General features: G+C 72.3%; 5 protein-coding genes. All 5 read left to right on the top strand.

The annotated features are described in order from the left end of the window. Window positions 1-781 precede the first annotated feature (781 nt). The 5 genes from gnd to NJ376_RS24935 all read left to right on the top strand — a co-directional run bounded on the left by gnd (window position 782) and on the right by NJ376_RS24935 (window position 5,626). Window positions 782-1,759 carry a phosphogluconate dehydrogenase (NAD(+)-dependent, decarboxylating) gene (gene gnd / locus NJ376_RS24955; protein ID WP_252955999.1) on the top strand — a complete coding sequence of 326 codons (978 nt, stop codon included), beginning with the start codon at window positions 782-784 and terminating at the stop codon, window positions 1,757-1,759. Then, window positions 1,756-2,256: a gluconokinase gene (locus NJ376_RS24950; protein WP_252955998.1), complete on the top strand. Its 501-nt coding sequence runs from the start codon at window positions 1,756-1,758 to the stop codon at window positions 2,254-2,256. Before gnd ends, NJ376_RS24950 begins: the two co-directional genes overlap by 4 nt. 78 nt (window positions 2,257-2,334) lie before the next feature. Continuing rightward, complete coding sequence (locus NJ376_RS24945) at window positions 2,335-3,792, top strand: hypothetical protein (RefSeq protein ID WP_252955997.1); 1,458 nt, start codon at window positions 2,335-2,337, stop codon at window positions 3,790-3,792. A gap of 73 nt (window positions 3,793-3,865) precedes the next feature. Continuing rightward, a complete protein-coding gene (locus NJ376_RS24940) occupies window positions 3,866-4,576 on the top strand; it encodes a ribonuclease activity regulator RraA (RefSeq protein WP_252955996.1) in 711 nt (236 codons plus the stop codon). A 66-nt stretch (window positions 4,577-4,642) separates the two neighbouring features. Further along, entirely contained in the window at window positions 4,643-5,626 is a 984-nt protein-coding gene (locus NJ376_RS24935; protein ID WP_252955995.1) for a Bug family tripartite tricarboxylate transporter substrate binding protein, read from the top strand. Window positions 5,627-5,838 lie beyond the last annotated feature (212 nt).

Here is a 5,838-nt window from a genome sequence, read left to right as displayed (position 1 = left end):
CGAGTGGGTGGACTGGTACAACAACCGCCGCCTCCTCGAGCCGATCGGCAACATGCCACCCGCCGAGGCCGAGGCGCGCTATTATGCCCAGCTCGACCCACCCGCTATGGCGGCGTGACCCAAGCAAACTGGCCTCCGGTGATCCCGGGGCGGTTCACCTGCCCTTGCATGAGCGGGGCTTGAGTCGCGTCGCGCCAGGGGCTGCGGGCACGTCCCGGTATCGAACCAGGCTTCAGGCAGGCAGGTCGAGCCGATCATGCGCCGCTCGCGGCGCCACGAATTCCAGGCTCGCCGGCGAGCGATGTCCGCTCGGCCGTCAACGCCGTACGAAGGGCTGTGGGCATGAAGGCCATCTTCGGCCGAGCCGGCGGCTCATGCCCGCGTGCCGCGCGGCAGGCGCGTAGCGCCGGTATCTCCGCGCCGTCGCCGCGCACCGTCGCAGGGCCTCAGCTTCCGCCCCGGACGGCCGCTGGCGCAGCGGCGAAGGCCACCTTTGGCCGGGGCCATGAGGCCTCGGAGCTGTCCAGGCCGGAGCCGCTGCGTGCGGTGCCGCTGCGCGGCATCCTTGACACCGCTGCGGCCCCATGGCGGTTGCTGGGGGATGCGCTCGACGGGGTCGGGCGCGCAGAATGCGCGCCCGTCCGGCCACCGGGCGGCGCCCCTAGAGCATGCTGCGTTCGCCTGCGCGAACGGAGCATGCTCTAGGCCGTTGTTTGGCGAGCATCTTCACGCGTTCAGATGATTCCATCTGAACGCGATCTGCTCTAGGGAGGGAGTGCCAATGCAACTCGGCATGGTCGGGCTCGGCCGCATGGGCGGCAACATCGTGCGGCGGCTGCTGGCCGCCGGCCATCACTGCGTGGCCTATGACCGGGACCCCGCCCCGGGCGCTGAGCTGGCGAAGGAAGGCGCGCAGGCCGTGGCGGACCTGCCGGCCATGGTCGCGGCGCTGCAGGCGCCCCGCGCCATCTGGGTGATGCTGCCCGCCGGCGCCGCGACGGAGGCGGCGCTGGTGACCCTCGCCGGGCTGCTTTCCCCGGGCGATGTGCTGATCGATGGCGGCAATTCCATGTGGAAGGACAGCATCCGCCGCGGCGCCATGCTGCGGGAGAAGGGGCTGCATTTCCTCGATATCGGCACTTCCGGCGGCGTCTGGGGCCTGTCCCGCGGCTATTGCCTGATGATCGGCGGGGAGGCGGAGGTGGTGGCGCGGCTGGACCCGCTCTTCCAGGCCCTGGTCCCCGGCAAGGACAGCGCGCCGCCGACGCCGGGCTACGCGGGCGACCCGCGCGCCGAGCAGGGCTATGTCCATGCCGGGCCGAACGGCGCCGGGCATTTCACCAAGATGATCCACAACGGCATCGAGTACGGCATGATGCAGGCCTTCGCCGAGGGCCTCGACATCCTGCACCATGCCGACAGCCCGGCCCTGCCCGCCGAGCACCGCCTGACCCTGAACCTGCCGGAGATCACCGAGGCCTGGCGCCGCGGCAGCGTGGTGGCGAGCTGGCTGCTGGACCTGACCGCCCAGGCCCTCGCCCAGGACCCGAAGCTGGAGGGCTTCTCCGGCCATGTCTCGGACAGCGGCGAGGGGCGCTGGACGGTGGATGCGGCGGTCGCCAGCGCGGTGCAGGCGCCGGTGCTGGCCGCGGCCCTCTTCGCCCGCTTCGCCAGCCGGGACGAGGATAGGTTCAGCGGCAAGGTGCTCTCCGCCCAGCGCAAGGGCTTCGGCGGGCATCTGGAAGCGAAGAAGGGATGAGCCAGGCGGTCCTGCTGATGGGCGTCTCCGGCGCCGGGAAGAGCACCATCGGGCCGATGCTGGCCAAGGCGCTGGGGGTGGCGTTCGCCGATGCGGACGCCTTCCACCCGCCCGCCAACATCGCCAAGATGAGCAGCGGGCAGCCCCTGACCGACGAGGATCGCTGGCCCTGGCTGGACGCCATCGGCGCCTGGCTGGCCGGGCGCGGTGCGGCGGGCGGCGTCGTCGCCTGCTCCGCACTGAAGCGCATCTACCGGGACCGGCTGCGCGCCGCCTGCCCGGGGCTGCGGCTGGTGTACCTCTCCGGCGACCCGGCGCTGATCGGCGCCCGCCAGGCGGCGCGGCGGGGGCACTTCATGCCGCCCGGGCTGATGACCAGCCAATTCGCCGCGCTGGAGGCACCGGGGGCGGATGAGGAGGCCATCACCCTCTCCGTCGCTGCGACGCCGGAGGCGATCCTGGCGGCGGCGCTGGCGGCGCTGCGTGGGGCGCCTTGACCCGCCCCGCCGCCGTCCTCCACCTGCCAGCCATGCCGGATGCGGCGTGGTCCGGCATCTCCGCCTGAGGATCCTCCGATGGGTTTTCCCGCCGAGGGCAGCGACTCGGCCATTGCCGCCCTGTTCCGCCGCCAGTTCGAGGAACGGCAGGGCGGCCGCCGAACGCAGGAGACCGACCTCCTCGCCGCCCTCTGCCTGCTCTCCGTCACCGCCGGGGCCACCCAGCGCCGGTTCTGGGAGGCGTTCCGCGCCCTCGCTGCGGATTTCCTCGAGGACCATGCGGACAGCCTGAACCTCGGCGCCGGCGGCGCCGCGGCACTGCGCCGCTTCCTGGCGGAGACCGGATATGAGGAGGTGGCGCATTTCCGGCGCCGCGACCCGCATCTCTGGGACGTCGTCTTCCACGCGGTGCGCCATGACGGGCGCTTCCTGGTCTGCAATGGCCGCTATGACGGGCTGGTCATGGCCACCGGCGAGGCGGGCGCCGAGCGGGTGGAGGTCGCCGGCCGCAGCAAGCACCCGGCCGCCGAGGAAGCCTCCCTCGCCGTGGCGCTGAAGACTATCAGGGGCGGCTTCCATGCCTCGGGCGGCGGGCGGGAACCGGTGGTGAAGGTGATCTTCAACAATGGCCGCCCGATCGACCAGTCCGTGGCGATCGCCCGGTTCGACCGGATCGTCGCCGACCTGGCGCCGGCGCCGCGGCTGCAGGTGCTGCAGAACCGCGGCTCCGCCTTCTTCGACCCGGTGATCTTCCCGGCCATCGCGGCGCTGGGGAAGGTGGAGTTCTACACGCCGCGCACCCGCGACCTGCGCGCCGAGGCGGAGCGCGAGGGCGCTTCGCTGGTCGAGGCCTTCTACCTGCCGGACAATGGCTGGGCCGAGCTGAGCGCCATGCTGCTGCACCTGCAGGCGAGCATCCCGCCGCCGCCGCATGCCGCGCCGCGGGAGGCGGAGGAGCTGCGGCTCTTCGTCTCCCTGGAATTCGAGAAGCGCGTCTGGACCGAGCAGGCGGCGGCGCTGCTCGCCCTGTTCGCCGCGCTGCGCCGGCCGGGGCGACAGCTGCGCGTGCTCGTCAACGGCATGACCGGGGTGATCTTCGCGCCGGAAACGGCGGCGATGATGGGCCATTATCGCGAGGTGATGGCGCAGGAAAAGGGCGTCATCGAGGGCTGGCAGGCCAGGATGGGCGAGGGCTTCGTGGTGGAGCATCTGGCGGGCGCCGACCTGGTGCAGAAGGTCCACCGCATCGCCGGCTGCCACGCCTTCGCGGCGCCGGGCGGGACCGCGGCGCTGATGGGGCTGCTGGCGGGGGTGCCGGGGGTCTATTACAGCCATCCGGAGCTGCACCGGCATTTCGCCGGCCTGCTGTCCCGCTTCCCCAAGGGCCGGCCGATCTGCGCCGCCGCCAGCCGGGCGGACAAGGCCATGCGGGGGGTGTTCAACTATGGCTGGGCGGGGGTGGGGGGCGAGTCCTACAGCATCCCGGCTGAGGATTTCGTCCGCGAGGCCCTGGAGGCGCTGCCCTTCCTGGCCTGAGGCAGGTGCCCGCCCCCTGTTCGGCGGGGCGGAGAGGGGTTAGCAGAAGGGCCAGGATCGGAAGGACGCCCCCATGACCCTCGACCCCGCCACCCGCGCGACGCTGGAGAAGATCTCCACCGCCACCATCACCACCCTTCTGCTGAAGAAGGGCCTGCGCAACATCTGGATGCGCGGGCCGCAGCCCTTCACGCCGACGGCCAAGGGCAAGCGGCTGGTCGGCCCGGCCTTCACCCTCCGCTTCGTCCCGGCGCGGGAAGATCTGGCGACGCCGGAGAGCTGGTCCTCCCCCCGCTCCACCCGCGCGGCCATCGAGGACATGCCAGAAGGCGTCATCGCCGTGGCGGATGCGATGGGCGTGACCGATGCCGGCATCTTCGGCGACATCCTCTGCGCCCGGCTGATGAAGCGCGGCGTCACCGCCCTGGTGACGGATGGCGTGGTGCGGGACGTGGCCGGCGTGGTCGGCACCAACATGCCGGTCTGGTGCCGCGGCGGCGCGGCCCCGCCCTCGGTCGCCGGCCTCACCTTCGTCGGCTGGCAGGAGCCGATCGGCTGCGGCGGCGTCGCGGTGTTCCCGGACGACATCATCGTCTGCGACGATGACGGCGCGGTCTGCATCCCGAAGGCGCTGCTGGATTACGTGCTGGAAGGCGGCGCGGAGCAGGAGCGGCTGGAGGCCTGGATCGTCTCCAAGGTGGAGCAGGGCGAGAAGCTGCCCGGCCTCTACCCGCCGAATGCCGAGAACAAGGCGCGCTACGAGGCGGAGAAGGCCAAGGGCTGAGCCGCACGGCTTGACCCCGGGCGGTGGCGGCCGGAGGTTGTCCTCCAACGAAACGGAGGATGTCCCATGGCCCCATCGCCCGAAGCGGCGGCGCTGCGCCGCCGCGCCCTGCTCGCCGCCCCGCTCCTCGCCCTCGCGGCGCGGGCCGGGGCGCAGGAAGGCTGGCCGACGCGGCCCGTGCGCATTGTCGCGCCCTTTCCGCCGGGCGGCACGGTGGACATCCTCGCCCGCCTCACCGCCACCTGGCTGCAGGAGGCGATCGGGCAGCCCTTCGTGGTGGAGAACCGCTCCGGCGCCGGCGGCAATATCGGCGCCGTCGCCGTCGCCCGCGCGCAGCCGGATGGCTACACGCCGCTGATGGGCTCGCCCGGCACCCAGGCGATCAACGCGCATCTCTACGCCAACCCGGGCTATGACGGCATTGCCGATTTCGCCCCAATCTCCCTGGTGGCGGAGGTGCCGAACCTGCTCGCCGCGCATCCCTCGCTCGGCGTGCAGGATGCGGCGGGGCTGATCGCCCTGGCGAAGGAGAAGCGCCTCGCCTATGGCGAGACGAGCATCGGCGGCAGCACGCATCTCTCGGCGGAGCTGTTACGGCTGCAGGCGGGGATCGAGGGCGAGCACGTCACCTATCGCGGCAGCTCGCCGATGCTGGCCGACCTGCTGCCGGGCCGCATCGCCTGGGGGGTGGACAACCTGCCCTCCATCCTGCCGCATATCCGCGCCGGGTCGCTGACGGCGATCGGCGTCACCAGCCGCGCCCGCTGGTCCGGCGCGCCGGAGATCCCGGCGATTGCGGAGACCCTGCCGGGCTATGAGGTGACGGCCTGGTTCGGCCTGCTGGCGCCGAAGGGCACGCCGGAGGGGGTGATCCGGACCGTCAATGCCGCGCTGGCGCGGATGCTCGGCACGCCGGGGGCGGCGCAAAGGCTGGCGGAGCTCGGCGCGACGCCGATCCCCTGCACGCCGGAGGCCTATCGGGCGCATATCCTCGCCGAGCATGGGAAATGGGGCGAGGTGATCCGGCGGGCAGGGATCCGCCTGGAATAGAGGCGGGGTGCGGGCGGCGCTCGGAGCAGCCTCCGGTCTGACGGAGCACGCTGTGATCCGTCAGGCCGGAGATAAGCTGCTCCGGATGCCATTGTCTGGAGCAAGAGATCCGATCAGCTGAGTCCAGCTGATCGGATATCGCGCCAGGGCGCCGCCCGGTCAGGTTCAGCCGACCAGCGCCAAGGCGAGGCCCGCTGCCGCGGTCGCGCCGC

The sequence above is a fragment of the Siccirubricoccus soli genome, assembly GCF_024178315.1.
Classification (GTDB): domain Bacteria; phylum Pseudomonadota; class Alphaproteobacteria; order Acetobacterales; family Acetobacteraceae; genus Siccirubricoccus; species Siccirubricoccus soli.
This window is presented reverse-complemented; position numbering and strand designations above follow the sequence as displayed.